The sequence below is a fragment of the Brenneria rubrifaciens genome, from assembly GCF_005484945.1.
In the GTDB taxonomy this organism is placed as follows: domain Bacteria; phylum Pseudomonadota; class Gammaproteobacteria; order Enterobacterales; family Enterobacteriaceae; genus Brenneria; species Brenneria rubrifaciens.
On record NZ_CP034035.1, the window covers coordinates 3,004,000 to 3,030,581 of the forward strand.

General features: G+C 53.3%; 25 protein-coding genes and 1 pseudogene. 5 read left to right on the forward strand and 21 right to left on the reverse strand.

The genetic code is table 11. From position 1 onward, the window contains the following. Positions 1-19 precede the first annotated feature (19 nt). Genes EH207_RS13655 through tamA form a run of 3 tightly spaced genes read right to left on the reverse strand, consistent with a single transcriptional unit; the run spans position 20 to position 6,134 of the window. Positions 20-367 (reverse strand): gamma-glutamylcyclotransferase family protein, encoded by a 348-nt coding sequence (locus tag EH207_RS13655; protein ID WP_137714480.1) that lies wholly within the window; start codon positions 365-367, stop codon positions 20-22. 2 nt (positions 368-369) lie between these two features. Then, positions 370-4,374 carry an autotransporter assembly complex protein TamB gene (gene tamB, locus EH207_RS13660; RefSeq protein ID WP_246048976.1) on the reverse strand — a complete coding sequence of 1,335 codons (4,005 nt, stop codon included), beginning with the start codon at positions 4,372-4,374 and terminating at the stop codon, positions 370-372. Between the two features lie 5 nt (positions 4,375-4,379). Next, the gene (tamA, locus tag EH207_RS13665; RefSeq protein ID WP_137714482.1) at positions 4,380-6,134 is read right to left on the reverse strand and encodes an autotransporter assembly complex protein TamA; all 1,755 of its coding nucleotides are present in this window, start codon (positions 6,132-6,134) and stop codon (positions 4,380-4,382) included. A gap of 403 nt (positions 6,135-6,537) precedes the next feature. Here tamA and msrA point away from each other — a divergent pair, with 403 nt between their 5' ends. Then, positions 6,538-7,176, forward strand: coding sequence for a peptide-methionine (S)-S-oxide reductase MsrA (gene msrA, locus EH207_RS13670; protein ID WP_137715359.1), 639 nt, complete (start codon positions 6,538-6,540; stop codon positions 7,174-7,176). 158 nt (positions 7,177-7,334) lie between these two features. Continuing rightward, complete coding sequence (gene paeA / locus EH207_RS13675) at positions 7,335-8,663, forward strand: polyamine export protein PaeA (RefSeq protein ID WP_137714483.1); 1,329 nt, start codon at positions 7,335-7,337, stop codon at positions 8,661-8,663. A gap of 115 nt (positions 8,664-8,778) precedes the next feature. Here the strand turns inward: paeA and EH207_RS13680 are convergent, their stop codons facing one another. The 3 genes from EH207_RS13680 to EH207_RS13690 form a co-directional block, all read right to left on the reverse strand. Then, positions 8,779-8,985 (reverse strand): DUF1107 domain-containing protein, encoded by a 207-nt coding sequence (locus tag EH207_RS13680; RefSeq protein ID WP_137714484.1) that lies wholly within the window; start codon positions 8,983-8,985, stop codon positions 8,779-8,781. Positions 8,986-9,426: 441 nt separating this feature from the next. Further along, the gene (gene cysQ / locus EH207_RS13685) at positions 9,427-10,167 is read right to left on the reverse strand and encodes a 3'(2'),5'-bisphosphate nucleotidase CysQ (RefSeq protein ID WP_137714485.1); all 741 of its coding nucleotides are present in this window, start codon (positions 10,165-10,167) and stop codon (positions 9,427-9,429) included. A gap of 381 nt (positions 10,168-10,548) precedes the next feature. Then, a complete protein-coding gene (locus EH207_RS13690) occupies positions 10,549-10,998 on the reverse strand; it encodes a DUF2502 domain-containing protein (protein ID WP_137714486.1) in 450 nt (149 codons plus the stop codon). Between the two features lie 339 nt (positions 10,999-11,337). Here EH207_RS13690 and EH207_RS13695 point away from each other — a divergent pair. Beyond that, positions 11,338-11,770 (forward strand): annotated as a pseudogene (locus EH207_RS13695) (thiamine pyrophosphate-binding protein); the annotation flags it as partial. A 218-nt stretch (positions 11,771-11,988) separates the two neighbouring features. Here the strand turns inward: EH207_RS13695 and bamJ are convergent. Then, positions 11,989-12,609 (reverse strand): BamJ family beta-barrel-assembly machinery protein, encoded by a 621-nt coding sequence (gene bamJ, locus EH207_RS13700; protein WP_137714487.1) that lies wholly within the window; start codon positions 12,607-12,609, stop codon positions 11,989-11,991. Positions 12,610-12,864: 255 nt separating this feature from the next. On the opposite strand from bamJ, the gene EH207_RS13705 reads away from it, so the two are divergent. Then, positions 12,865-13,557 (forward strand): LysM-like peptidoglycan-binding domain-containing protein, encoded by a 693-nt coding sequence (locus EH207_RS13705; protein ID WP_137714488.1) that lies wholly within the window; start codon positions 12,865-12,867, stop codon positions 13,555-13,557. Positions 13,558-13,675: 118 nt separating this feature from the next. Here EH207_RS13705 and rplI read toward each other — a convergent pair whose 3' ends face one another. The 5 genes from rplI to yjfP form a co-directional block, all read right to left on the reverse strand. Beyond that, complete coding sequence (rplI, locus tag EH207_RS13710) at positions 13,676-14,128, reverse strand: 50S ribosomal protein L9 (protein WP_137714489.1); 453 nt, start codon at positions 14,126-14,128, stop codon at positions 13,676-13,678. Between the two features lie 41 nt (positions 14,129-14,169). Then, complete coding sequence (gene rpsR / locus EH207_RS13715; RefSeq protein ID WP_005974788.1) at positions 14,170-14,397, reverse strand: 30S ribosomal protein S18; 228 nt, start codon at positions 14,395-14,397, stop codon at positions 14,170-14,172. Positions 14,398-14,401: 4 nt separating this feature from the next. Then, a complete protein-coding gene (gene priB, locus EH207_RS13720) occupies positions 14,402-14,680 on the reverse strand; it encodes a primosomal replication protein N (RefSeq protein ID WP_246048977.1) in 279 nt (92 codons plus the stop codon). A gap of 47 nt (positions 14,681-14,727) precedes the next feature. Beyond that, entirely contained in the window at positions 14,728-15,120 is a 393-nt protein-coding gene (gene rpsF / locus EH207_RS13725; protein WP_137714491.1) for a 30S ribosomal protein S6, read from the reverse strand. 520 nt (positions 15,121-15,640) lie between these two features. Further along, positions 15,641-16,390: an esterase gene (gene yjfP, locus EH207_RS13730; protein ID WP_137714492.1), complete on the reverse strand. Its 750-nt coding sequence runs from the start codon at positions 16,388-16,390 to the stop codon at positions 15,641-15,643. A 232-nt stretch (positions 16,391-16,622) separates the two neighbouring features. Here yjfP and bsmA point away from each other — a divergent pair, with 232 nt between their 5' ends. Beyond that, entirely contained in the window at positions 16,623-16,922 is a 300-nt protein-coding gene (gene bsmA, locus EH207_RS13735) for a biofilm peroxide resistance protein BsmA (RefSeq protein WP_137714493.1), read from the forward strand. A gap of 73 nt (positions 16,923-16,995) precedes the next feature. Here bsmA and EH207_RS13740 read toward each other — a convergent pair whose 3' ends face one another. The 9 genes from EH207_RS13740 to anfK all read right to left on the reverse strand — a co-directional run bounded on the left by EH207_RS13740 (position 16,996) and on the right by anfK (position 26,578). Then, the gene (locus tag EH207_RS13740; protein ID WP_137714494.1) at positions 16,996-17,394 is read right to left on the reverse strand and encodes a DUF350 domain-containing protein; all 399 of its coding nucleotides are present in this window, start codon (positions 17,392-17,394) and stop codon (positions 16,996-16,998) included. Between the two features lie 90 nt (positions 17,395-17,484). Next, complete coding sequence (gene rlmB, locus EH207_RS13745) at positions 17,485-18,216, reverse strand: 23S rRNA (guanosine(2251)-2'-O)-methyltransferase RlmB (protein ID WP_137714495.1); 732 nt, start codon at positions 18,214-18,216, stop codon at positions 17,485-17,487. Between the two features lie 115 nt (positions 18,217-18,331). Further along, a complete protein-coding gene (gene rnr / locus EH207_RS13750) occupies positions 18,332-20,779 on the reverse strand; it encodes a ribonuclease R (protein ID WP_137714496.1) in 2,448 nt (815 codons plus the stop codon). A gap of 41 nt (positions 20,780-20,820) precedes the next feature. Then, complete coding sequence (gene nsrR / locus EH207_RS13755; RefSeq protein WP_137714497.1) at positions 20,821-21,246, reverse strand: nitric oxide-sensing transcriptional repressor NsrR; 426 nt, start codon at positions 21,244-21,246, stop codon at positions 20,821-20,823. A 415-nt stretch (positions 21,247-21,661) separates the two neighbouring features. Beyond that, positions 21,662-23,275 (reverse strand): sigma-54 interaction domain-containing protein, encoded by a 1,614-nt coding sequence (locus EH207_RS13760; protein WP_137714498.1) that lies wholly within the window; start codon positions 23,273-23,275, stop codon positions 21,662-21,664. A gap of 281 nt (positions 23,276-23,556) precedes the next feature. Continuing rightward, on the reverse strand, positions 23,557-24,183 hold the full coding sequence (gene anfO, locus EH207_RS13765) for a Fe-only nitrogenase accessory protein AnfO (RefSeq protein ID WP_137714499.1): 627 nt from the start codon (positions 24,181-24,183) through the stop codon (positions 23,557-23,559). A 15-nt stretch (positions 24,184-24,198) separates the two neighbouring features. Further along, the gene (locus tag EH207_RS13770) at positions 24,199-24,693 is read right to left on the reverse strand and encodes a pyridoxamine 5'-phosphate oxidase family protein (protein WP_246048889.1); all 495 of its coding nucleotides are present in this window, start codon (positions 24,691-24,693) and stop codon (positions 24,199-24,201) included. A gap of 12 nt (positions 24,694-24,705) precedes the next feature. Further along, positions 24,706-25,104, reverse strand: a complete 399-nt coding sequence (locus tag EH207_RS13775) for a hypothetical protein (RefSeq protein WP_137714500.1) — start codon at positions 25,102-25,104, stop codon at positions 24,706-24,708. Between the two features lie 85 nt (positions 25,105-25,189). After that, positions 25,190-26,578: a Fe-only nitrogenase subunit beta gene (gene anfK, locus EH207_RS13780; protein WP_137714501.1), complete on the reverse strand. Its 1,389-nt coding sequence runs from the start codon at positions 26,576-26,578 to the stop codon at positions 25,190-25,192. Positions 26,579-26,582: the final 4 nt, after the last annotated feature.

Sequence of the window (26,582 nt, forward strand, 5' to 3'; positions counted from 1 at the left end):
ACCATCACGATATTACGTTTTAAGGTTCCTCATCACGTTTCAACCAGTCCCCGCTGGTGATGCGCGGTAATCCTTCTACCGAGTGCCTATAAAGATAGATCCAGGCGTTCCCCAAAGGGGTCGAGATCAATTCACGCTGGTACTCGTGGCCGTCTCGCTTTAACGCATCAAGCTCGGTCAGTATTGACGAACTGATGCGATATACCTCGCAATGAATCTCCCCATCACCCGCAACCACCGCCGGATAATGACCGAGATGATATAGCTCGTACCCATTGAGCTGACAATCTCCCAACCATTGAGCGTTGGTCATCCAGTGACTATTTCCCTGTTTGCGCCGTAAACTGCCGTAGACAATAATTCGCATCGCTAAAACTCAAACTGATAGAGCACATCCAATGCCTGGTCGATCCCAGACACCGCTTCCAAATAAAGCTTTGGCATCAATCGGTAACGCAACGTTAACGTCGCCAAAGAATCGAAGATACCTACGCCATACTTGACTTGCAGACCAGGAAGAACGTAACCGCTGACAACAACCTGAGAATTATCGCCAACGCCCTGTGTATCCAGAGCTAAATTACTTACGCCAAAGGCCTCGCCGATTTTACCCACAACTTGACCACTTTGCGCAACCCCTAAACCCACCAACATGGATGTCATGGCTGAACTATCCGCGCCGCTGCTGTCCAGTCCTTGCCCGCGAAGCAAATAAGACAAAGCCTCCTGCTGCGACATTGTCGGGTCAGAGAAAACGTCGAGTTTCGGCGTGCTTGCCATGCCGGTGATCCGAATGCCCGCCGTCACATCGTTTTCAGTATTGTCAGGGTTACGGATAGCTTCAATGTTTAGCAAGGGCTGATCCGGCGGGCCGGAGAACAGTATCTGACCTTTACGGACAATCAGATCCTGCCCGTAAGCCTTGAAGCGGCCGGAAGGGATATCTATCTGGCCGTTCAGACCCAGCCCCCGTTCATCCTGAACCATTTTCAGATCGCCTTGCAAACGGGCCACCAGCCCGAAGGCATCCAGCCGTACATCATTGCCGACACGAATGATCAGATTACTGTTAATGGGAATCGCCGTGGACACTGTCTCCAGCGGCTGACGTTGCGCATTGAGCAGCACTTCATCTGACGAAACATCCACCGCGCTTTCCGGCATATCCTTAACCACAATACGCGCCCAGGGGATGCTGACCGAACCATTCAGGGCGAACAACTGCGGCGTTGCCTCGAATACGATATCCGGCGAAACATCAAGACGCGCAGTCGGCGGCACGGTTACCCGCAGCCGCTGGCCTTTTGCCGCAATGCGCGCGCGCCAGGCGTCAGGCTGCGACCAGTCCGCGTTCCCGCCCAGGTTCAATTGGCCGTGATCGGTCTTCAGGAACCCCTGTAAAGTGGACGACATGCCGCTGAAACTCAACGCCAGCCGTCCCGTGGTGAGATCGATCGGCATCCAACTGCCGTCAATATCCAGTCTCTCCAGTACCATCTGGCCAAAGATTTGCGGCCGCTCCGCATTTCCGGCCAGCCGCAGGCTGGCATTTAGCAACCCCGAGGCTTTCTCCCCGGTTCGCAAGGCCGGATTCAGCAGCGCCAGAGAGATATTATTAATGGCGATCGTACCGCCGAGATTACGCCTTCCCTGCGGATCGGTGACCTGTACGTCACCACTGAAACGCCCGTTGTCCCGAATAGCCATCAGCCAGCCAAGCTGCGCGCGCCCGCGATCAATACCGGCATTCAGCGTAAAGGTGTCGAACGCCACAGGCAACGTGTTCCCTTGCACCTGTTGACGAACATTCACATTGTTTCCCACCAGCGTGATTTTCGCCTGCGGCAAGGCTTGATCGGCCTGCCAGCTAATATCGGCGCTGCCGGTAAATGTGCCTGCCAGCGTCGTATCCGCACTCAGAAACGGCTTAATCATCGCCAAATCAAGGCGGTTCAAGCGGATACTGGCCTGTCCGCTCGGTCCAGCCTCAATGGTTCTCGGCACACAGAGTTCAGCATTCGGGTTACGCCAGCAGTGCGTGCCAATGCTGATTTTTTGCTGTTCATGGTGATAATCCAGCGCTATCGCCTGTGTGAGACGCCATTCGCCAACCGGGGTATCAAACCGGGTATTACTCAGTGAACCGCGCCAGCGCTGCGCCTGACGATCGAAACGGCCAGACAGGGACAATTGGCCCGAAACCGGCTCCCCCTCAAGATTCAAACGCAGTTGATGCTGCTGCTCGCTGCCTTCGGCATTTAACGTCAGCAGGCCGATGCTCAGGCTATCCTGACGCAGTTGTTCAAGGCGAACAGCAAGTTTGCCCGCAATCTGCTGTTTTGAAGACGATGAATCAGCAGACAATCGCTCTGAACGGATATCGCCATCGACCATTATCTGGCTGATGCTCATTGTTTGCCAGCGCAGCCCCGATGCGGTGATATCCGCCAGAATCTGCGGCTCACGCAGACTGCCGCGCAGCTTCAGGGTTCCCTGCGCACGACCGGCAAGGCCGGGCAGCGTTCCGGTCAACGATGGCGCGTTGATATTGGCGTCCAATTGCCACTTATCGCCCAAGTCACCTTTGATATTCAGTTGGTTATTTCCAAGCGCCAAATTCAGCCCCGGAATACGCCACTGGCCGGCCGCGTTTCCCCGCAGTTCGCCTCTGGCAGTCAGCTTGTTCTCCTTCACATTGCCATCCAGACGCAGCTCCGGCACCTGTAGCTGCCAGCTCCCGCCATAGACGCTGCCGCGCGTGGCGATCCTGCCATTGATTTTCGCCGGCCATTCAGGCCATTGCTTTGCCGTGTTGATGCCATTGATCAACAGTTCGCTGCGCCAGCTAATGGCTTTGCTCCAGTCCACCAGCGCGCTCAGATCGGCATTACCCTGCAATGCCGCGATACGCAGCCGGGTCAGTTCGAATTGTTGCACATTCCCTTTACCGTCCAGCAGCAGCGTTGCCGGGGGCAGATCCGTCGCGCGAACGTCGCTGCGTAACGACAGCGTATAGTCCGTCGCCTTACCGTTAAACCGCAAATGCAAATCGTTCGCCTGATATTGCGCTTGCCCCGTCAGCGGCCAGCGCACCTGCCTGCTTTCCAGCGTTAGCGCCAGCGGCAATCCCGCTTCCGCCAGTTCAGTCTGCATCGTTAGCTGTGCACGCTGCGGGCCAGACAGATTCAGGGCCACGTTAAGCTTTTCGCGTAATCCGCCGTCCACCGTCAACCTGAGCTTTTCACCTTTCAGCGGATCAACGTTCAGGACGCCGTTTGCCGACAGTGTTATCGGCCAATTTTCACTAAGCGTCGCCTCGCCCCGCACATTAAGTCCGCCCAGTGGCGATTGAACCACCAGCCGATCCACACGCAGATGCTGATTTTTCGTTGCAGCCTGAATCATCAGGTCGGAAATCAGGATGTCCTGATCCCCGGTCAGTCGCAGTTGCTCTCCGTGGATTTCTGAAATGGTCAAATCCAACGGTAGCGTGAACTGCGGCAAATCCGGCAGCAGCGGTTTGGAGAACAGTTCGGTGAGACGCTCGCCTAGCGGTTGTGCCGGCGGTTCCTGACTGGCGGATTCGGCGGCCGCCTTCGCGCTAGGCTGAACAGGGGCAGACGGGAGGGGTTTATCAATCTGAATCGTTTGTGCCGTGCCATTCTCAGCCGATTCGCGTACCGTCGCGGCCGTCTGCTTTACCACAGTAGCCAGTTCGGTTGCCGTCACGTTTCCCTTTTCCAGCACATCCACCGGCGTTTTCGGTAATGCGACCAGCAGCGCGCTGATTCTGGTTGGCAACAGCGTGAGCGCCCGTCCTTCCCACTGCATTCCGGTGCGGAACGATCCCAGCGAAAAAGCCGTGTCATCCACGGTAACTTTTACATTATCCAGCGTCAGTTGACTCAGAAAGAGGGGAAATGGCGCCGACAGTTCCGTCAGCGGTTCGCTGGACGCGGCAGGCTCCTCCGTCGCAGGAAGCGCGGTAGTATCCACCACCACATCGACATCTGTCGCCGACAGGTCATTTATGCAAAGCTGAGCTTTACGCAAACATCCCGGCGCCAGCGATAAATGGAATTCCCCCGCGTTCACCGTCACGCCCGGCATCTGATAACTGACCCGACTGAGCGTCAAATCACGCCAACCGCCGCTAACCTGCGCAATATCCAGCCCCGGCACAAACCGGGCCGCACTGTTCAACAGCAGATGTAAACCCGGGGTCGTCCCAACCAGTAAACCCACCGAGATCAGGATTAACAGCAGGAAAGCGCCAATGCCAATGCCCAGTTTTTTGAGCCAATTGCCCTTTTTCTTGGCAGTGACTTGTTGTGTTGCAGCGTCATCCTGAGTCGAGGTTTTATTCTCTTTCATGTCTGTCATAATTCAGGCCCCAACGCGATATAGAACTGCACGCCGTTTTTCTCAGGATCGCCAACGGGCGTGGCAATATCTAATTTCACCGGGCCAATCGGCGACGCCCAGCGAATACCCACGCCGGCGCCTGTTTTAAAATCGCTTTGCCTGATGTCATTCACCGCTTCACCGGAATCCACGAACACCGCACCCCACCATTTTCCCGAGACGTTGTACTGATACTCCAGCGAACCGGTCGCCAGCTTGGACGCCCCGGTCAGCTTGTCGTCGCTGTCGCGCGGTGAAATCGATTTGTACTTGTAGCCGCGAATACTACGATCGCCACCAGCGAAGAAGCGCAGAGAAGGGGGGACGCGAGAGAAGCTGTTGGTTTCAATCCACCCCAGATTGCCGCGGACGACGAAGCGGTGTTTTTCAGCCAGCGTCCTGATCCAGACGTTTTGTGCCTGAAAAACCGCAAAATCAATATCCGATCCCCATGCGGTGTCAGAAACATCGATTGAGTAACGCTGAGAATCGCCCCATACCGGCATCAATCCCCCCCGCTGACGGGTACGGTTAATGCTGACGCCGGGATAAATCAGCATGGTCGTGTCCGTCACGCTCCCCTGCGTAAAGTGGTCAAGGCTCCAACGCAGGTTGATCGCCCGTTGCCAGCCGCTGGACAGATCCCAGTAGCGAGCCACATTCAGCGTGGTTGAATCGGATTGCGTATCATTGAGGTCTTCCCGCTTAAAGCCCCCTTGCAACAGGTAATACTGCTCCAACGGACTCTTCAATAGCGGAATTTTGTAACTCAGATCGAGGGACTGCTCCGGCGCCGAAACGCTCAGGCTGCTCTCAAGACTATGGCCACGTGAATTGAGCCAGGGTTTATTCCAGGTTGTTTTGAAGCGGGGCCCCACATCCGTCGCATACCCGACCCCGGTTTCTACCCGGTTACGGGTTCGTGGGGTCACAACCGCTTCCAGCGGCAGAACTTTGTTGGTTTTGGATTGTTCAAAATCAGGCGACACCACAACAGAGTTGAACCAGCCCGTCGCAGATAAGCGGCGGTTTAATTCGCCCAGTTCTTCACTGCTGTATACGTCGCCGGTATGAAATGGCACCAGATTTTGCAGATAATCTTCACGGATTTGCGAGCCCTGGAACGTCACCGCACCAAAGCGGTAACGCTCGCCGCTATCAAAATCGATATCCCAGAACGCCCTTTTCTCTTCGCGAATAATCCCCAGTTGGCTGCGCTGGAAATGGGCATCAAAATAGCCTTTACGCAGGGAGAGATTATTCAGTCCGCTTTTAAAGCGATCATAGTCGCCGTGGTTCAACACCGAACCGATAGCCGGACGATCGTCCCGCAGCAGTTGCTGATAATCGCTATCGTCGCGTGCGCCACCGCGTAAAACCACATTCACTTCGGCGATGTTGACCGGTTCGCCGGGCGTCACGCTGGCAATCAGAACCGGCCGGCCGCCGTTGACCGCAGGACGGAATTCAAACGCAATCTGTGGATCGTAATAGCCCAGCGCCCGCAGCCCCTGACGAATCGCCTCGTCGACCCTGGCGCGAAAGCGGCCATCGGCGTTCACTTCATCGGCAGCAATGGTGGATAAGCGCGCCCGCACGTTTTTTTGTAGCGCCCCTTCCAGCCCCGTTACCTGTAAGCGGACATTGGCGGCATAAGCCGCCGATGCAAAGAGCGATGCCCATAATAAACCGAATGCGCACAATACGCGGAAGAGAGAATATCGTGGCATACCTGAGCCCAGAAGGCCGTAATTTTGTCCTGTAAAAATGGTCACTACACCCCTAATCACATCAATAATCTGTCACATCAAATCTATAGCATGACTTTTATAACATCGCCGCTTGAGCATCGGTTTTATCACAGTATTCAATTGCACTGGCGGGGTAAAAAACCCGGCTTGGCAGTGGTCAAGGCAGTATGACCGGTAAAGGTCAGTAGGAAATGCTGATGTTTTCCCTTAAACATAAATTTAAACCTGCCGGGAACAAAATGCTGCATTATGGATAAACATTATCTCAACAGTAAACAACATTAGGTTATAAAGACAGAGCGAAACTTCTCAGTTATGCTCTAAACAGCCCTGTTCGCCAGAAACCATGATATCCAATGCTATTTCAGGAGTTAACAAAGTGATATTTCATGTCGATAAAACGTTGCGGATAAACCCCGCCGACGCCTTACCTGGGCGTACAACCCCCATGCCGGTCGCCAGATTGCATGCGGTAAAGGAACACTCAATGACGCATGTCCCGGATAATATGGAGGTTGCCCTGTTTGCAATGGGATGTTTCTGGGGAGCCGAGCGTTTGTTCTGGCAGCAAGCGGGCGTCTACAGCACCGCGGCAGGGTATACCGGTGGTTACACGCCTAATCCCACCTATCGCGAAGTTTGCAGTGGAAAAACCGATCATGCCGAAGCCGTGCGGGTGGTTTTCGATCCGGCCGTCATCAGCTATCCCCAACTATTGAAGCTGTTTTGGGAAAATCACGATCCCGCGCAGGGCATGCGTCAGGGCGGGGATACCGGCACCCAGTATCGTTCCGGTATTTATCCTCTCACGCCAGAGCAGGAACAGGCTGCGCAGCAAAGCTATCAGCAATTTCAGCAGGCGATGAAAGCGAGCGGCGATAACCGGACCATCACGACTGAAATCTTACCCGTAGGCCCCTTCTACTATGCCGAGGACGAACATCAGCAATATTTGCACAAAAATCCCGGCGGCTATTGCGGATTGGGCGGTATCGGGGTCTGCCTGCCGCCTCAGCGCTGATCTCTGGCGGTACTTTCACCGCTCCTGTTATACTGCGTTCGTTATTTATCCAATACGGGCCGGCTTCCAGCCCTGTTAACGGCTTTTAGTGCGTTATTTGAGATGATTTATCTTATCTGAGGATCGCCTGTTCCTTTTCAGGGAAATGCGAAAAAAACATGTTAAACAGTCTATTACTGATCGTTCTTCTTATTGCCGTCAGCGCTTTTTTCTCAATGTCTGAAATATCGTTGGCTGCGTCCCGCAAAGTAAAACTTAAATTGATGGCTGATGAGGGCAACCTCAACGCCGACCTGGTATTGAAGTTTCAGGAAACACCGGGAATTTTCTTTACCGTTATTCAAATTGGCGTCAATGCCGTCGCCATTCTTGCCGGTATCATTGGCGACGCGGCATTCTCCCCGACGTTTGCCATTCTGTTTGAGCAGTTCATGTCCCCGGAAACAGCCGGCAAAGCCAGTTTTATCTGTTCGTTCGTACTGGTCACCAGCCTGTTTATACTGTTTGGCGATCTCACCCCGAAACGGATTGGTATGATTGCACCGGAAGCCGTCGCTATCCGTATTATCAACCCAATGCGCTTCTGCCTGTTTGTCTTTCGCCCGCTGGTATGGTTTTTCAACGGGCTGGCAAACGTGATCTTCCGTTTACTGAAATTACCCATGGTGCGAAAAGACGACATCACCTCCGATGATATCTACGCCGTGGTCGAAGCCGGCGCGCTGGCCGGCGTGCTGCGTAAACAGGAACACGAGCTGATTGAAAACGTGTTCGAGCTTGAATCACGCACGGTTCCCTCTTCCATGACCTCACGTGAAAGCGTCGTCTTCTTCGATTTACACGAAGCGGAAAATCAAATCAAAGAGAAGATTGCCGAACAGCCGCACTCGAAATTCCTGGTTTGTGACGGCCACATCGATCAGATTGTTGGCTATGTCGATTCGAAAGATCTGCTGAACCGGGTTCTGGGCAACCAGAGCCTTGAGTTGCACAGCGGTGTGCAGATCCGTCCGGCGCTGATTGTGCCTGATACGCTCACACTCTCTGAAGCGTTGGAAAGTTTCAAAACCGCCGGTGAAGATTTCGCCGTCATTCTGAATGAATATGCGCTGGTCGTCGGGATTATTACGCTGAACGACGTCATGACCACGCTTATGGGGGATCTCGTTGGCCAGGGGCAGGAAGAACAGATCGTTTCCCGTGACGAAAACTCCTGGTTAATCGAAGGCGGCACGCCGATAGAAGATGTGATGCGCGCTCTAAATATTGATGACTTCCCTCATTCGGGCAACTATGAAACTATCGGCGGCTTCATGATGTATACGCTGCGTAAGATCCCGAAACGCACGGATTTTGTCCGCTTCTCCGGTTTTAAATTTGAAGTGGTGGATATCGATAGCTATAAGATCGATCAGTTGCTGGTCACCCGTCTGGAAGAACGACCAGGCACGGTGAAAACCGAAGAAACGAAGGAAGACGGGCGATAGTCCCACCAGGGCCGCTTGCCGCCTCCGCACAGGTAAAAAAATACCCGCCTGATAAGCGGGTATGTGCCAATAACCTTGAAACATTTGTCTGCAACCTGCTGAATGTCTGCGTCAGTTATCCCATTTCGGCCTGTAATCTGACGACCTGGCGGTTGACTTCAGACATGACCAGCAAATGCTGTTTATCCTGTTTTTTCGGCAGTAAAATCTTACCGTAGTCGAACTCAAAAGCGCCAACGCCTTTGATATACAACCGCCCGCGAAACAAGATTTTCACATACTTGGCGACTTTCATCGGGTTGTAACGTTCGAAGATCTTCATTTTTGTTACTCTCCTCCCGTTTTTTTCTACGCTCGTCCTGCTGCCAATATGACTCAGGACGCTGAGCGCTAATTGAGATAACGGATACTGTAGTTAGGGATAAAAAACAGGGTTTAGTTCCACACCACTTAGTATTCCTAACTGCTTTTACACATTTTTACAGAGTAATTTTTAACTAATTTCCCTTATATCAGTGTAAATATTCAAACCATGAGGGGTTGTACACTGCCGCAAGCCAAGAACCAGCCTGCTCGCTGGCGTCACTAGACCGCGCTTAAGCCCGTCAATCTACCATTCGATTATGACCAAACAACGACAGTCGTCATACAGGATAAACGAGCAGAGCAAGGTGAGTGTTGTCGCAGACGGAACGCTGAATGGACAGGAGAAGCAGCAGGCAATATCTCTGCTGCAACAGTTGCTGATGAAAAATCGCGTTGTTCAGAACAGCGAAACGCGAAAGCCGGGGTTCAGGAATGACTCACGGGGCGCATAAGACAAGGGTTTACCCTGCCAGTCATGAACCTGCGCCCCGGCCGCCTCCGCAACCGCATGACCGGCGGCCGTATCCCAAATATTGGTCGGCCCGAAGCGTGGATAAAGCTGAGCCTTTCCTTCCGCCACCAGACAGAATTTCAACGACGAACCGATCGCAACGGTCTGATGCTCCCCCAACTGGCTGAGGTAATCTTTCAGTTCCTGATCCGCATGGGAGCGGCTGACCACAACCAGCGGCGGACGCGCGTCCCGTACCTGGATCTGATGGCGTTCGCCCTTCTCTTGTTTCCAGGCTTTTCCGTCTGCCGCGGCATACATCACGCCGGTTACCGGGACATACACCACCCCCAGCACCGCCTGCCCATTTTCGATCAAGGCAATATTTACCGTAAATTCACCGTTGCGGCTGAGGAACTCTTTGGTGCCATCCAGCGGATCAACCAGCCAGTAACGCTGCCAATGCTGACGTTCCGACCACTGTGGCGGATCTTCTTCCGACAATAACGGAACATCAGGAAATGCCGCCGCCAACCCTTCCCGGATAACCTGATGCGCAACCAAATCGGCCGCCGTTACAGGCGAATCATCCTTTTTATGCGCGACTTCGGTGGGTCGGTGCCCCTCATAAACCTGCATAATAGCGGCGCCTGCATCGCGGGCCAGTCGGCAAATATGTTCTAGCATTTTCTACCTCATCGTTACGGGTTGTATACCGAGCGACGGATACACCTGTCACCCGGGCTTTCTTGTTATTCATTATACAACGGTGAAGTGGTCTACGATTATGGTCGTTATTCTAGGACACCCTCACAACTGGCCGTGATTATCTCCCCTACTGAATGGGTAATGATATGCGATATATCCCGGATAATTAGCCTTTACGGACAGATTCACTTCCTGACAATATGCAAAGGGATTATGTCATTATGCATCCGCTGGCGCATGGCAGGGTAGCGGGAAAATAATATGTGTTTTTACATTACTGGATAAAAGCGGCGCTTTACTCGCAGCCTGCATCAAAGACATGAAAGCTAGGCGCAAAGGCGTGGCTTTCATGTCTTTTTTTTAATGACGGAAGGCATCTCTGTCACCACGATCATGGCGTCGCCCACCTCGATCCGGCCCCCGAGCCTGCCGATAGTCCCGAAATTCCCGACGCGGGCCGCGATCATCAATGCGATTTGGACCGCTAAAACGATGATCGTCAAAACGGCGGTTATCAAAATCTCTGGGACCACGCTGCTGTTCGCGCCACCAGCTCACGTCGCGCCAGCGCCAACCGTCCCAATAGTAACCATGTCGGTTACGTTCCCCTCGGTAATAGCCGCGGTGCTCACGCCACCAGCGTTCACTTCGCCAATCATAACCGTCCCAGTAATTACCGCGTCGATCGCGATCGCCTATATTCAGCGTCACACCGGGCATAATATCAATACTGACGCTGGCCGCTTCTGCCGCTGGCGTCATGGCGAACATCCCAACCAACAGGGTACTGGCTAATATTGGCTTAAACATAGGATAACTCCTTACCTTGCCGCTACTGCGGATTGGCAAAGGTATACGGAAAATCATTCACCTCCACTATCAGACAGCATCCCATTTTCCTGGTTTTACGGTTCTTAACGATTCGCTGACACTCTCCTTTTACCCCCGCGGTTATCTACGAAGAGCCCGCGTTTAATAAACCAGCCTTGAAATGATTAACGATAACAATCAAACCATTTATAAAAATGGAAATATTTATCAACGTATTTGTATAACATGAATAAAAATATTAGGAGAGTTTGAGTTATGGCTGAATACTTTTTCCATAGGGATGCGACGACTAAGGCGAATACGCAGCGATGAACGAAAATTATACTCTCGGCAATTATTGCACAAACGGACATCCGGCATATTTTCGGTGTTCCGGGTGATTACAACCTGCGATTTCTTGATCATGTTATCGGCCACCCCAACATCCCCAGAGTTAGTTGTGCCAATGAACTCAATGCCGCTTATGCTGCCGATGGCTATGCGCGTTGCAAACCCGCGGGAGCACTGCCTACTGCTTTTGGCGCCGGTGAGCTCAGTGCCATCAATGGGATTGCCGGCGGCTATGCAGAAAACGTCTGCGTTATTCACATCGTGGTAGCGCCCAAACTGTTACCCCAATAGTAAAGGAGAATGACTTCACCCCATGCTGGGCGATGGCGATTTTAGTCACTTTCTGCGCATGGCAACGGACGTCACCGCCGCCTACGCCAGTTTGACTATCAACCATGCCACAACTGAAATTGATCGGGTAAAATGACAAAATACTTACCCGGAAAACCTGTACGCCAAACCAGTTGGTTCAGGCTCTGGACGAGAAAGACCGTCGCTTTTCTTTGATCGAGGTGGTTTTAACTAAAATGGCTATACCGGATTTACTGCGATCCCTTACTCAATCGCTTGAGAAACATAACGCGGGATATTAACCACAGGCGCTCAAATGAGCGCCTGCGCCTTTTACCACAATGAGATTTACAGAATCTCCAGCAGTTCAACTTCAAAAACCAATGCGCTGAATGGCGGGATAGACGCGCCCGCCCCACGTTCACCATAAGCCAAATGATGAGGGATAAACAGCTCCCATTTGGAGCCGACCGGCATCAGCGTTAACGCTTCAATCCAGCCTGGGATCACGCCGCTGACCGGGAACTCGGCTGGCTGACCGCGTTGAACGGAGCTGTCAAACACGCTGCCATCAATCAGACGGCCGGTATAGTGAACGCGAACCCGATCCTGGCGCCCAGGAATTTCCCCTTCGCCTTGAGTTAATACGCGGAACTGCAAACCCGACTCTGTGCTGCTTACGCCCTCTTTACGGACATTCTCAGCCAGAAACTGCTGCCCTTCAACCGCCAGCGCCTGCTGACGTTCACGACGTACTGAATCCGCACGCTCGTGCACCTCACGCAAAGCCCGGTGAACCACATCCACAGGGACTGCCGGCACATTACCCTCCAAAGCATCACGCAAACCTGCGACCAGGGCTTCCGGTAGCAGACCTTCAAGACCTGACTCTTGCAGTTGTTGACCGACCTGTAAGCCGATGCCGTAACTTGCCTGCGCTTCGACGCTTTCAAAAGAAGGGGTTGTCATGGATGTTCCTTTTAATCTGTAAAAAACCGAAAGCGCAGCATAACAGTGCAGGAGATTGGGGTAAAATCTGTGTGCGGATAAAGACGCAACCCGCCAATAGGCGAAATAATCGCGGCAGGCTGGCCTATACTATTAATTCAGAGGGAGACAAGCCGCCGTTACCTTAATCATCAAAGCGTTAACTGGTCATCATGCATTGGTTACCGATATACTCAATCGTGTTTTTATCCTTATACCGTTGCAAGAGAGGTCACCATGGGCAGAATTGCGCCCAGGAAGCGAAAAACCACCTGGGATCACCAAGCGCTGTTACGCTTTTGCCGGCGTTTAATCCGTCGCGGCCCGGAGCGTGCCGGCGGGGATGCTCAAGAGCATCCGACGTTATCGGTGGCATCATCAGGCCAGCGGATTAAGGCGTCATTGAAAAAAATCTGGCACCTGCCCGATGGCTACAGTTGGTTGGCTCCCCTCCCCGCCTTCCACCGCCGCTGGATTTTGGTGGTTGTCGTTATCGTGCTGGCGACATTACTGTGGCCTTATAGCCCACCGCAAACACCAACGCCCCGGTCAATGACCGCACCGGTTAAGCAAGCCGACAACCGTGCGCCCGTTCAGGCCGAACTCATTGAAAACCGGCCGGTGAAAGAACAACCCTCTTCACCGCCTTCGCCGCCAAGTACGGAAACAAATTGGCGCAGCTATCAAATCGCTTCCGGCCAGACACTGGCACAGTTGTTTCGTGATAACAACCTGCCCGTTGGCGATGTTTTCGCGATGGCGAGGGTGGAAGGTCAGGACCAACCGCTCAGTAACTTGCGGGCGGGACAGGAAGTTAAATTGCAGATAAATGCGCAAGGGATAATTACGGTACTGGAAACCACGACCACGGATAATCAGCCCGTTAGATTCACCCGTAACGCTGATGGCGCATTTACGCGTACGCGCTAACGCTTATTCAACGCGAGAAAAACCGCGGCGCCGATTTCATCTCACCAGATTTTACTTCTTCAGAAATGTAAAACGCTGGCACAAGGCCAGCGTTTTACGCGTTAGCAAAAAACGTTAATTACGCTTCAGCAACGACAATAACATTCAGCGTAGCAAAAACATCGCTGTGTACCTGGAAGCTCACTTCGTGCTCGCCCAGGGTACGCAAAACGCCGTTCGGTAAACGAACTTCGCTCTTCGCAATGTCAACACCGGCCGCAGTTACCGCATCAGCGATATCGCGAGTACCGATGGAACCGAACAGTTTACCTTCATCGCCTGCTTTAGACGTGATAGTAACGTTACCCAGTTCTTTGATCTTGGCAGCGCGAGCTTCAGCAGCAGCCAGAACGTCAGCCAGTTTAGCTTCCAGTTCAGCACGGCGTGCTTCAAAAAACTCAACGTTTTTCTTGGTTGCCGGCACAGCTTTACCCTGCGGAACCAGGAAGTTACGGGCATAGCCCGCTTTAACGCTGACCTGGTCGCCCAGGCTGCCCAGGTTTGCTACTTTATCAAGCAGAATAACTTGCATTACTTTATCCTCTCAAAGTCTCGTTAATGGACAGTGGCCGATTACTGATGACGATCAGTATACGGCAACAAAGACAAGTAACGCGCACGCTTGATAGCGCGGGCCAGCTGACGCTGGTATTTTGCACGAGTACCGGTAATACGGCTCGGCACAATCTTGCCGCTTTCAGTGATGTAATTTTTCAGCGTAGCGATGTCTTTATAGTCGATCTCTACAACGCCTTCCGCGGTGAAACGGCAGAATTTGCGACGACGGAAATAACGTGCCATTTGGCTAGTCTCCAGAATCTATCAATTCAATCTGCTCGGCATGTAACACCAGCTTACTCAGGCCATTGCGTCCTTGATGACAGCTAATAAACCCGTGCACGATGAGTTGCGTGCCGACCGTTATACTGTGGGTAAATGCTTGTGACGTTGGTCCACTGACAATCACGGGCATACGACACCATGCTTGCCGGTTAAATCCGGCTTCCACCTGCGCGGATCTGTGCTCAAGCACAAACTGGCAGTGCGAAATACCCGAAGGACTGACTTTACGAATGGGGGCCATGCACACGCTGCCGGACAACACCAGACGGTTAGTCGTCACCACAACAATTACTCTTCAGAATCCCCTGCATCCACATCATCGCCGGCTTCAGCGAAATCTTCACGACGCTCACGGCGTTCGTCTTTCGCTTTAACCATTGGAGATGCTTCAGTTACCGCGTGTTTAACGCGCATAACCATGCTGCGAATAACGGCGTCGTTGAAGCGGAAGTTTGTTTCCAGCTCATCAATAACTTCCTGCGGCGCTTCAACGTTCAGCAGAACGTAGTGAGCTTTGTGCAGTTTGTTAATCGGATAAGCCAGTTGACGGCGGCCCCAGTCTTCCAGACGGTGGATCGTGCCCTGCGCACCGGTGATAGCACCCGTGTAGCGCTCGATCATACCTGGAACCTGTTCGCTTTGGTCAGGATGAACCATAAAAACGATTTCGTAATGACGCATCGAATTGCTCCTTACGGATTATTCAGCCTCCTGTCAGGGTCAACCGCGGCCCATGGAAGCAAGGAACGTGTGTATGTGTGCGGCTGAAAAAATGACGCGTAAGTATAGTGCCCAGCCGCAGCAATAGCAAGATTGCAATTATCTTAGGCATTCGGCCGCAAACGGGGGGATGAACGTATCAGGTTCTCGCGGAAAAGCTAACGATAAATATCAAGAAGCGTACGGTAAAGCTGACGATAAATATTAAAAAGCGTAATGTTTACCGCTAATTAAAAATTATAAAATTTTCGTATGAAATAACCATCAACCCTCCAAAACACGTCAGGAAAATATATTTAATTAAACGTTAACCCGTTAAATATAAATATATTTATCCTGTTCATCACTCCTTCACGAGCCATATTTTTTCAAGATATAATCTTGCACCAAAAATGAACTACCAAATATAAAAATATAAAAATGAATGATATCAATGATCGCTTTCAGATATGATTCACCTTTTTTTTACTTCTTCACATCCCTATAAATGCCGCTGAAAAAAATCAGCCCCTGCCTGCAAAGCAACAGGCGTGATACGGTGTCCGACGCCCGCTTCGGTCAGATAGACCAGCTTCTTATCCTGTTGGCTGGCGTGTAACGCACGATAGAGACGCGCGCTTTCCTCTGCCGGCACCACCTCATCCATTTCGCCATGCCACACCAGTAATGGCCGGTCGGACAAGGCCGCCAGCCGGGTGGAGACATCATAATCGGCAAGCGTCGCCGACAGCTGCCGTAAGACTTCCTCAGCCCCCTTCTCGCCAACCGTTACCGGCGGGTACAGCTTACGCGACAGCGTTGAAAAATAGCCCGACCCCATAAAAGCGGCGACGGCGGAGATCCAGGGGTAACGCGCCATACAACCCAGTGCGCTCATACCGCCCAGCGAAGCGCCGCACACGCCGATACGATCTCCGGCAATCAGCCCGCGCTGCCGATATTCATCCACATAGCCGGGGAGCTCCTTGATATTTGACTGCAAGATATCCCAGAAATGGCGCAGTCGATGGGCTTCATCACCGTCATAACGCGCACCGTGCATCAAGGCATCCGGCAGAACGACCCGGAACCCTGCTTTCGCCAACGCATAGCCAAAATAGGAATAGACCTCTTTTGAAGAGTGATAACCGTGAAAGAAAAAAATGGTCGGCAAGGGAAAAGCATGTTCCCCCCCCGGAGCGGCATGCAAAACCTCAATACCGTTAGCGGTATCCAGTGAAATTTCAACCATGTACTGTTTCCCTACCCGTCATCTCATATTTTTGAACATCAGCCACCATCACAAACACCATAGCATCAAAAATGCGTTCTTTTTAAACACAAACGCGCAATGATTAGCTCAAATATTGCAATGCGGCGTTCTGCAAAACGCGCGAATACTGCCGTTGACGGAACGCCCGCCTACCCTCGGCGTATAAAGCACGCTACACTCACCAGGCTGACACACGTTATGGAGCGGCACCATGCTGAGAGCTTTACCCGCGGTAACTTTCTCGCTATCGGTTACCGCATGCGGCATGCTTTCCGACGCGCCGTTGCCGCCGCCGACAGAACAGGCTCAATTGATTGGCTACGCACAAACCACCACGCTGAAAAAAATCGGGACGGTATCCGTTACCGTAAGCGGCGGCCCGGATGATGCGGATCGGGCGATTCAGCGTCAGGCGGATGAAAAAGGCGCCCGTTACTACACCATCGTGATGAAATCTGAAAAAACAACGCTTCCCGGCACCTGGTTCTCCCGTGCCGTGTTGTATCGCTGATATTAGCCAGAGGGCAATAACCGTGATGTTATCGCCTCCCTGTTCACGCCGTTATGTCCGACCGGCGCGCGCCTCAATAGGACATACACGCCGCATTGAGGATACCGCCGCTCAAAGAGGCCGCGCACAGAAATACTCCGGTCGCCACATCGTTATCGCGGATATGCTGGCTGATCCCCGGCATGTATAGCCGCACCGCACCATACACCAACAGTTGGATCACCAGCGCCACGGCTCCCCAGGTGATGTAATCGATCAGGCTTACCGAATTGACCGCCGCACTCGCCAGCGGGATCACGTAGCCTATCAGCGCCCCCGCAAACCCCACCGCCGCCGCACTATTATTCGCTTTAATCAGCGTCCACTCATCATGGGGCGTGATGCGGGTATAAATAAACAGGAATGCCAGAATCATGACAAATCCAATGGAGAAGTAAGAAACAAACGCCAGTAAAGCGCTAACAAATGTCATACCGAAAATTCCTGTGAGTTGTGGTTGTTCTGAATATCGCGATGACGCTTATGGCTGAGATATCGCGGCGCAGCCCGGCGCGAGTCACCGTTAGCCGCGTTGACGCACCGCTTCAAACAGGCACACGCCCGTGGCCACCGATACGTTCAATGACGACACGCTGCCCGCCATCGGAATACCGATAAGCTCATCGCAGTGCTCGCGCGTCAGACGGCGCATACCTTCGCCTTCAGCCCCCATCACCAGCGCCAGCGGTCCCGTCAGCTTGCTTTGATATAGCGTGTGATCGGCTTCGCCCGCCGTCCCGACGATCCAGATATGGTGTTCCTGCAACAGCCGCATGGTACGGGCCAAATTCGTCACGCTGATCAACGGCACGCTCTCCGCCGCGCCACAGGCCACCTTCTTCACCGTCGCGTTCATCTGCGCCGAGCGATCGCGCGGCACAATCACCGCATGCACGCCTGCCGCGTCAGCGTTACGCAGGCAGGCGCCAAGATTATGCGGGTCGGTAACGCCGTCCAACACCAGTAAAAAAGGGGTATCCAGCTTTTCCAACAGCGCCGGCAGGTCATTTTCCTGATACTTACGCCCTTCTTTGACTTTAGCGACAATCCCCTGATGCACCGCCCCTCCAACCTGGCTATCCAGCCACTGGCGGTTAGCCACCTGGATCACAATCCCCTGAGCTTCCAGTTCGGCAATGACCGGCTGAAGGCGACGATCGTCGCGCCCCTTGAGAATAAAGACTTCCTGAAAGCGCTGGGGATCTCGCGCCAGTAATGCGTTAACCGCATGAATACCGTAAATAACTTCGCTCATTGACACTCTTCAGATTAATCATGAACGGGCACGGACCCGCCGCGCCGTTCCTTTAGGAATTCAGATACCATAACAATTTCATAGCCTGACGACGCCGTTATCAGGCAGTGACTTATTACTCCGCAGATTTTTTTCTGGCGCGTTTGGCTTTGGCGGCCGCGGCAATCTTACGCGTTTTCTCAGCGTTCTTTTTCGCCTTATCCACATTCTTTTTAGGCTTCGCCTTTTCCGGTTTGACCTTGCGTTCGCCGTCGTTGCGGAAAGCCGCGTCAGGCTCAAAATTGGCCGGCGAACGCGCGGCATTACGGCGGCGGCTCGGTTTCGCCTCCCGGCTATCCGGTTTTTTCGCTCTGTCGCGTGCCGTTTTACCTTCGCCCCGCGGTTTACGCGCGCTTGATACCAGCGCGAAATCAATGTTGCGCTCATCCATATGGACCGCCTCAACGCGAATTTCCACTTCATCGCCCAAACGGTAAACCTGACCGCGAGATTCGCCGATCAAACGCTGGCCGATATTATCGTAACGATAGTAGTCATTATCCAACGTGGAAACGTGTACCAGCCCATCGATAAACAGATCGTTCAGGCGGACAAAGAAACCAAAACCGGTGACGCTGGCGATAATCCCGGTAAACACTTCACCGACGTGATCCTGCATGAAATCGCACTTCAGCCAGTCCGCCACGTCACGCGTCGCTTCATCGGCCCGGCGTTCGGTCATTGAACAATGCATGCCCAGTTGCAGCATTTCATTCATCTCGCTGTGCCAGCCGCCGGTCGGGGTTGAGCGCGATTTACGGTCGCTCAGCAAATATTTGATGGCACGGTGCAACGATAAATCGGGATAGCGGCGGATAGGCGAGGTAAAATGCCCGTAAGAGGTTAACGCCAGCCCGAAATGCCCCCGGTTTTCGGGATCGTAAACCGCCTGTTTCATGGAACGCAGCAGCATGGTTTGCAGCATTCCGTGGTCGGGGCGCTCGGCGATTTCCGTCATCAGTTCGGCATAGTCTTTCGGTTGCGGCTTCATGCCGCCTTTCAGCGAGAGGCCCAGTTCACCCAGCACGCTGCGCAATGCCAGCACATGGTCTTCACTCGGCTGATCGTGAACGCGAAACAGGGCGGGCTCTTCATTTTTCTCCACGAATCTCGCCGCGGAGATATTCGCCAGAATCATGCACTCTTCAATCAGTTTGTGCGCATCGTTGCGCACCACCGACTCAACCCGTTCAATCCGACGCTCGGCGTTGAAAATAAACTTCGCTTCTTCCGTTTCAAACGCGATGCCGCCCCGCACTTCACGGGCTTGCTCCAGCACTTTGTACATCTTATGCAATTCTTCCAGTCCGCCCACCAGCGGCTGATAGTGCTGGCGCAGTTCCGCGTCGCCCTGAAGAATATGCCACACTTTAGTGTAGGTCAGACGGGCGTGCGAACTCATCACCGCTTCGTAGAACTTGTAGGACGTCAATTTACCCTGCGCCGATACGGTCATCTCGCAGACCATACACAGGCGATCCACCTGCGGGTTGAGCGAACAAAGGCCGTTGGACAGCACTTCAGGCAGCATCGGTACAACCTGCGACGGGAAGTAGACCGAGGTTCCGCGCGCCCGCGCTTCCTGATCCAGCGGCGTATTCGGACGCACATAGTAGCTGACATCCGCTATCGCCACCCACAGCCGCCAGCCGCCGCCGCGTTTCTTCTCGCAATAAACCGCATCGTCAAAATCGCGGGCGTCTTCACCGTCAATGGTCACCAGCGGCAGCTTGCGTAAATCCACCCGGCCTTTTTTCGCGCTCTCCGGTACGCTTTCGGCGAGATCTTTAACCTGCTCTTCCACTTTCGGCGGCCAGCTATGCGGAATATCGTGCGTGCGCAGCGCGATATCGACCGCCAGCCCGGTGCCCATATTATCGCCGAGGATTTCGACAATTTTCCCGACCGCTTTAGTTCGGCGGGTGGCGCGCTGAGTCAGTTCCACGACAACCACGAAGCCCATGCGGGCGCCGTTGATCGCTTCTTTCGGGATCAGAATATCGAAACTCAACCGGCTATCGTCCGGGACGACAAAGCCCACCCCGGCATCAACAAAATAACGTCCGACAATCTGCCCGGTGCGCGGTTCAAGGACGCGCACAATACGCCCCTCACGGCGGCCTTTACGGTCGGCGGCCAATGGCTGGGCCAGCACCACGTCGCCGTGAATGGCGCGTTTCATCTCCTCAGCGGACAGATACAGGTCATCTTTGCGGCCTTCGACGCGCAGGAAACCAAAACCGTCACGGTGGCCGATTACCGTACCACGCAGCAGATCCAGCTTTTCCGGCAGCGCATAGCATTGGCGGCGGGTAAACACCAATTGCCCGTCGCGCTCCATCGCCCGTAAACGGCGGCGCAACGCTTCCAACGGCTCTTCACCCGATAATTGCAAATCGGCGGCCAGCTCTTCGCGGCTAATCGGGGTATCCCGTTTGGCGATATGGGCCAGAATAAATTCACGGCTTGGGATAGGGGATAGATATTTTTCTGCTTCTCGTTCCAGAAAGGGATCTTGTGACATTGCGGTTCCTCCGTTGTCATCAGCAGGAGGCTGAACAGTACTCATTCAACCAACAATAATTTGTAAAGCGGCGGGTTTTCTTTGACCATATCAGCCAACGTGTATTGATCGAGCTCCTGCAAAAAATGGCGTAACGCCTGATCGAGCGCCTGTTTGAGCCGGCAAGCCGATGTGATATGACAGAAATCACTACCGCAGTTAACTAACGAAAGTGGCTCCAGCTCACGCACCACATCACCAATCCGTATCGCAGCGGCCGGTTTGCCCAGCCGTATCCCGCCATTTTTTCCACGTAGGGCCATCACAAATCCGGCACGGCTGAGCTGATTGATAATTTTGACCATATGATTACGCGACACGCCATACACTTCCGTCACTTCCGAAATGCTGGTCATTCTTTCACCGGGTAGAGACGCCATATAAATCAGCGCCCGCAAGCCATAATCCGTGAAACTCGTTAACTGCACATAAACCTCGGATACCTCTGGGTATCATGGATTTGCGACCTGAAGTCGCACTAAAGAAATCGATCGCGCTACTTATCGGTTAACGTCATGACATTCCGAACATCAAATTGGCACGACGATCGGCGTCAGTGGGAGAAGGCATACCACTGTAACGTGAAAGATAGCGGATATATAGGCAGATGATAAACCAGCCGCCGACGCTTCGGCTAATTATTTAACCGCAACAGCGGGATATCTTCGGATACAGGCTGCAAGCGGCGACTCAAAAGCCGCCAATCACATCCTTTTGACGGCGGCCTGCAATTTTTGCAGGGTGTCATCCCTCTGGCGGGGGAGCAAAGTTTAATCTGCGCGCGGCGTGGTCTTTGGCCGGCCGCTTTTTTTCTACGCTGCGACAGCCCGATAGCGACTTTCATCACCGGTGTCCACATCGAAAGGTTTTGTAATCCAGTTGATATTTTTCCATTCTTAAACTCAGCGCACGGCGCGTCATATTCAGATGCGCCGCCGCCTGGGAAATATTCCCCTGATGGCGAGAAAGCGATTCGACAATAATGTCATACTCGATTCTGGCCAACTGAGCCTCCAGCCCGGTTACGGCTTCGCCCAGCACCACGGGTTGAAGATTGATCGGTAAATGGTAGCTGTGGATCACTCCTTCGTCCGCCAGTAAGACGGCCCGCTCCATCGTATTTTCCAGCTCCCGCACATTGCCCGGCCAGCTATAGTTCAAGAGCAAATTCAACGCCGGGGTAGCAATCGAAGGCACATCAACCCCCTGCTCTTTGGCAAAATGCGCGTTGAAGTGATCGGCCAGGATCAGGATATCGTTCCCGCGCTCACGCAACGGGGGAATGGTGATGGGGAAAACATTCAGGCGATAGAACAGATCTTCGCGGAACGTCCCGCTGGCGACCATATCCTGCAAGTTGCGGTGCGTTGCCGCCAAAATACGCACATTCACCTTAAGGGTTTCGTTACTGCCCACCCGCTCAAAACAGCGCTCCTGTAATACCCGCAGCAATTTGGCTTGCGCCGAGGGCGTTAGTTCGCCGATCTCGTCGAGGAAAATGGTTCCCCCGTCCGCCTCTTCAAAACGCCCGGCCCGGCGTGATAATGCGCCGGTAAACGCCCCTTTTTCATGACCGAACAGCTCGCTTTCAATCACGCCTTCAGGCAACGAGGAACAATTGAACTTCACGAACGGCCCATTGGCGCAGTGACTGTTATAGTGAATCGCACTCGCCACCCGCTCCTTGCCGACCCCGCTTTCACCCAGAATCAAAACGGTGGTGCGGGCATGGCTGACTTTTTCGATCAACTGATAAACGGACTGCATCACCCGCGAATTACCAATAATGTTGGCGGGTTTGAATTTCTCCTGTAGCGCCTGCTTCAGTAGCGAATTTTGCTCCCTTAGCACCTTTTGGTGCGCCCTTTCCAGCAGGTGCAGCTCCACCGCCTGAGCGATAGTGGTGGCGATAATCCGCAAGACTTCCAAGTCCAGATACAGCAGTTGTTCATTGTTGTACAAGCGCTCGATACCGATCGTGCCCATCACTTTCATTCCGCGCATAATCGGCACGCAGATAAAGGAGAGATGACGATCTTCATACTTATCCCAGCTACCGGTACGATTCAAAAACCGGGGATCGTCGGCAATATGCGGCACAATGATCGGTTGTTTGGTTTCAACCACTTTCCCGGTAATCCCCTCACCGGGATAATAGACGCCCCGTTCGGCTTCCTCCGGCGACAGGCCGAAACTTTCGTGAATAAAAATCTGGTCGCAACTCGCATCATAGAGCGTGATCATGGCACGGGTAACCTGAAGGTGCAGCTTCATCAGTTCCAAAACCAATTTTAATGTCTTGGATAACGATCCCTCCGCGCTGACGACCTTGCTGACCTCCGACAATAGCGGCAATAGCTCTGAACGGCACTCCCCCAACAAACAGGTAAACGAAAGCGGTTTTAAAATATGCCGCCCTGAATTCGCCTCTGTCGTACTCTCTTTTCTGCGACTCATGGCTTTTTTCCCCGAAAGACACAACGGCTATCCCACCTGAATTCACGCCTGCTCGCCCGCACCACCGCCATATTTTGGCGTTACCGTGAACGGTCTGGATGAGGAACCAGAATCATTGCAAAATAGAAGCCACTTTCGTCGCGTGGGCAATGCGTTTTATTTAATTGATTTATAATAAATTTTTATTTAGTCCCCGAATCGGGAAGATAAAAGTGTTCTCAAGCGAACACCTGCGTTGGCGTCTGTACGTTTTGGTACATTATGTTTCAAGGCCTACTGTTTCAGTCGATCGATCCTGCCGGAGCCGGGTGGAGGGTGGCGAGAAGATAACCTTGAGGTTGGCGCTCAACCTCAATCGCCAGATTTAACGCCGGCAGTTTTTGCGCAAACCATTTTGGCAGGTGGTCGCAGATGATATTGATCCGGGTGAAGGCTTGCGTTTGCAAAAAAGGCAACAACAGTTGTTTCGACGTCAACCCGGCATCGCTTGCCAACGCCGACATCAGATTAATGTGATACTCGCCGTCATCCATCCCTGGCTGAATAAACGCCTGCTGCACGGAAACCCGCTCCGGGCGACCTTGCCCCACCGCGCCGCGAATGGCGGTCAGACAGGCCTCCGGCGCGCCGCGACATCGCCACATGGCGATCCCCATCCCGTCAAACCAGGCAAGCAGCGCGCCATGTATGTCCTGCGCGACAAAGTGCCGACACGCCGCAAGCTCAGCCAGCATCGCGAGCGTCCGGGTACGGATTTCCGCCAAGCCCATATCCTGACAAAGCGCATAAGGAATGTCTTTGACCGGCTGCCAATGATTGCCGCAATGGGCAAAGACGCGCACCACGCCGGGGGTGAATAACGGGGCGATTTCACCCTGCGAGTCGACAAAAACGGCAATTTTCATCATTGGCTCCTGTGTCTCTCAGTATCCGTGCTTCTTTCCTTTCAGCGAAAGAATATTAATGCGGATGACCTGTGTGGCTTTGAGGTTGGCGGCCGGGAAACCAGATGGCCGCGTCGTAAAGCGCTCCACAATGCGGCTCAGCGCCGTTATTTTTTCTTCTTCATCTTCGATAAAGACGGCTTCGCCGAGACCGATCACCGTACGGTGACGGGCCTCGAAATTACACACCATCGCATCGTCAATCACGCCCTGATCGACGGATATCACGAAACAGACCTTGTTATTGCGTTTCATGATCTCGATTTTGGTCCCGCTTCTTGCCGAATGAAAATAGAGCGCCTGTCCATCCCAGGCGTAAAACACCGGAACGACAAAAGGAATATCGTCACTGGACAACCCCAGGTACATCACCCTGGCAGCCTGAATAATCTGTTCGATTTCCCGCGCATCGGTAATTTCCCGGTCATCCCGGCGCATGTCCCCGTGCGGAGGGTGTTTTCCTGTCACTATCATGCTAACTCCCGGTTATTCCGCCGCATCCAGCAGGGCTGAAAGCACATGGCAGATAGTCAAAATCGCCTCTTTGTCTGCGATGCCGGGCGTGCCGTGGTGGTAATTATCCACCGAGCAAATGCCGAAGATGCTGTCCAGATGACGAATTCCCTCGCATAGCGCTTCAGGCAACGGCATCAACTCCGCCACGGCCGCCAGCAGGCTGGTATAATTATGGTTAAACGGCATCGTTCCATGCCGCGCGCACAGCGCGATCAAATAGTTTTCAACCGCTATCGCCGCCACGTTAAATACCAGACTGGGCGACTGTTGCTGTTCAGCAAACAGCACCGCCCGCCGGTGATAGCTCTGCGCATCCTGACGACAGCGCGTAAACCGCTCTTCATCCTTCTCAAAAAGATATGTCGACATGGCAAGATCCCGCTCAGGCAAAACATCACGGAGCCTTGTCCGGCAATCAACGACCGGGCAAGATCGATTTTTACTGAAAACGCCGTTACCAGACGTTCAGAATCCACTCTTTATTTTTCTTGTACTCCATATCCGTAAACAGGGCGTTGGCCATCTGCTCCGCCAGCCAGGTCGCCCCCGCGTAGCCGACCACAGGATAACGATACAACCCGGCGCGGTCATAGGTCGGAAACCCCACCCTGACCATGGGGATCTGGTTATCAATCGCGGTAAACCGCCCTTTGGAATGACCAAGAATCAGATCCAGTTCCAGCGACTGCTGAGTAATGCGATTTTCCAGCTCCCACAGATCGGCGTTGGTGACAATCTCCATGCCGAAACTCACTTTTTCCTGCAACGCCGTCACTCTGGGATCGCTGCCGTAGCTGGCGTTGTCATCCCCCAGCAGCAGCAGTACGGGCTTCATTTCCAAATCCAGACAAAACTCCGCCAGGCCAATCACCAGATCGGGATTACCGTAAATAGCCACTTTTTTATCCGCAAGGAACATATGAACCAGATCGGTGAGCGCATCGATGGCAATCCCCCGCTCGCGCACCAGTGAAGGCGGGATCGGTTTACCCGTCATTTTTTTCAGGTTCTGCAAAAAGGTATCCGTATTGCGAATACCAATGGGCGAAGGCCCGATGAGGGCCGGGACATTAAACGTCTCTTCCAGATAGCCGGCCGCTTTTGCGCCTTCGTATCGATTCAGTACGAGAGTGCCAAGCGCGTTGGCCGTACTGGTCAGATCCTCGATGGTGGTATTGCCGTGTGATACCGTATTGCCGGAAGGCATCAGCGGCGAGTCAAACGCCTCGATTTCAAACAGCACCGTTGCATCAATGTCCATTTCCGTCAGCAAATGTTTAATGGCCGTCACGTCGCCGGGATTGGCCCAGCCGGTAATCACATTCAGCTTGCCGTTTGGCTCCCCTTTTTTGGCGAAGTATTTGATGAAATCTCTTACCGCCACGTCATAGCCGCTGACCATGCTGCCGACAAAACTGGGGGAATGGATTGGAATAAGATGGATCTCGCGATCGGCGAACTTCTCCTTTAACAGTCCCTCGTTCAGCTTGATCACCACCCCGTCCACATCGTCGCCGATCACTTCGGTGGAACAGGTGGTGATGATGGGGATCACCTTCACATGGGGATAACGCATCAGCAACACATCCACTGCCTGCTCCACGCGATCCAGCGCACCGAAAACCGCCCCGTCCTCGTGGACGGAAGACGAGGCAATTTCAAAACTTTCCTTCAGGTGCTGGGAGATCAGCAAACGGACAAACATGACGCATCCCTGCCCGCCATGTACGATCCCGATACAGTCTTTAATGCCGATACTGGCGTACTGCGCCCCGGCTGGCTGGCAGGTAAAGATCGGATTGATCACGCCGGCGCGATCTTTGGCTTTCAATTCACAAGACATATCA

Excerpts from the sequence above, each read along its gene's own strand:
- anfO (WP_137714499.1), bottom strand. The coding sequence starts at position 24,183 with ATGATGAAAATTGCCGTTTTTGTCGACTCGCAGGGTGAAATCGCCCCG.
- EH207_RS13770 (WP_246048889.1), bottom strand. The coding sequence starts at position 24,693 with ATGATAGTGACAGGAAAACACCCTCCGCACGGGGACATGCGCCGGGAT.
- priB (WP_246048977.1), bottom strand. The coding sequence starts at position 14,680 with ATGGCCCCCATTCGTAAAGTCAGTCCTTCGGGTATTTCGCACTGCCAG.
- EH207_RS13740 (WP_137714494.1), bottom strand. The coding sequence starts at position 17,394 with ATGACATTTGTTAGCGCTTTACTGGCGTTTGTTTCTTACTTCTCCATT.
- rnr (WP_137714496.1), bottom strand. The coding sequence starts at position 20,779 with ATGTCACAAGATCCCTTTCTGGAACGAGAAGCAGAAAAATATCTATCC.
- EH207_RS13705 (WP_137714488.1), top strand. The coding sequence starts at position 12,865 with ATGGGCAGAATTGCGCCCAGGAAGCGAAAAACCACCTGGGATCACCAA.
- rpsR (WP_005974788.1), bottom strand. The coding sequence starts at position 14,397 with ATGGCACGTTATTTCCGTCGTCGCAAATTCTGCCGTTTCACCGCGGAA.
- rlmB (WP_137714495.1), bottom strand. The coding sequence starts at position 18,216 with ATGAGCGAAGTTATTTACGGTATTCATGCGGTTAACGCATTACTGGCG.
- tamA (WP_137714482.1), bottom strand. The coding sequence starts at position 6,134 with ATGCCACGATATTCTCTCTTCCGCGTATTGTGCGCATTCGGTTTATTA.
- paeA (WP_137714483.1), top strand. The coding sequence starts at position 7,335 with ATGTTAAACAGTCTATTACTGATCGTTCTTCTTATTGCCGTCAGCGCT.
- rplI (WP_137714489.1), bottom strand. The coding sequence starts at position 14,128 with ATGCAAGTTATTCTGCTTGATAAAGTAGCAAACCTGGGCAGCCTGGGC.
- anfK (WP_137714501.1), bottom strand. The coding sequence starts at position 26,578 with ATGTCTTGTGAATTGAAAGCCAAAGATCGCGCCGGCGTGATCAATCCG.
- cysQ (WP_137714485.1), bottom strand. The coding sequence starts at position 10,167 with ATGCTAGAACATATTTGCCGACTGGCCCGCGATGCAGGCGCCGCTATT.
- EH207_RS13690 (WP_137714486.1), bottom strand. The coding sequence starts at position 10,998 with ATGTTTAAGCCAATATTAGCCAGTACCCTGTTGGTTGGGATGTTCGCC.
- tamB (WP_246048976.1), bottom strand. The coding sequence starts at position 4,374 with ATGAAAGAGAATAAAACCTCGACTCAGGATGACGCTGCAACACAACAA.
- EH207_RS13655 (WP_137714480.1), bottom strand. The coding sequence starts at position 367 with ATGCGAATTATTGTCTACGGCAGTTTACGGCGCAAACAGGGAAATAGT.
- EH207_RS13680 (WP_137714484.1), bottom strand. The coding sequence starts at position 8,985 with ATGAAGATCTTCGAACGTTACAACCCGATGAAAGTCGCCAAGTATGTG.
- EH207_RS13760 (WP_137714498.1), bottom strand. The coding sequence starts at position 23,275 with ATGAGTCGCAGAAAAGAGAGTACGACAGAGGCGAATTCAGGGCGGCAT.
- bsmA (WP_137714493.1), top strand. The coding sequence starts at position 16,623 with ATGCTGAGAGCTTTACCCGCGGTAACTTTCTCGCTATCGGTTACCGCA.
- yjfP (WP_137714492.1), bottom strand. The coding sequence starts at position 16,390 with ATGGTTGAAATTTCACTGGATACCGCTAACGGTATTGAGGTTTTGCAT.
- bamJ (WP_137714487.1), bottom strand. The coding sequence starts at position 12,609 with ATGACAACCCCTTCTTTTGAAAGCGTCGAAGCGCAGGCAAGTTACGGC.
- rpsF (WP_137714491.1), bottom strand. The coding sequence starts at position 15,120 with ATGCGTCATTACGAAATCGTTTTTATGGTTCATCCTGACCAAAGCGAA.
- EH207_RS13775 (WP_137714500.1), bottom strand. The coding sequence starts at position 25,104 with ATGTCGACATATCTTTTTGAGAAGGATGAAGAGCGGTTTACGCGCTGT.